Origin of the sequence: Microbacterium sp. Leaf351 (genome assembly GCF_001423825.1) — a bacterium.
Taxonomy (GTDB): domain Bacteria; phylum Actinomycetota; class Actinomycetes; order Actinomycetales; family Microbacteriaceae; genus Microbacterium; species Microbacterium ginsengisoli.
Genome location: NZ_LMPK01000036.1, coordinates 69,241 through 69,480, shown reverse-complemented (window position 1 = coordinate 69,480; position 240 = coordinate 69,241). Strand labels below are relative to the sequence as shown.

Below are 240 nucleotides of genomic sequence, written 5' to 3'. Positions count from 1 at the left end.
CGCCGACGCCGTGTCCGAGGGTCGACCTAGACTCGACGCGTGGCAGCCGATTCCTTCGTTCACCTGCACGTTCACAGCGAGTACTCGATGCTCGACGGTGCGGCCCGCATCGGGCCGATGGTGCAGGAGGCGGTCCGCCTCGGCATGCCCGCGCTCGCGGTCACCGACCACGGCAACACCTTCGCCGCGTACGAGTTCTACAAGACCGCGAAGGATGCCGGCATCACCCCGATCATCGGT

General features: G+C 67.1%; 1 protein-coding gene. It reads left to right on the top strand.

All coding sequences use genetic code 11. The features are described 5' to 3' along the window. Positions 1 to 87: 87 nt before the first annotated feature. The coding region (locus ASG00_RS18460; RefSeq protein ID WP_235559579.1) for a PHP domain-containing protein at positions 88 to 240 on the top strand (153 nt) is incomplete at its 3' end.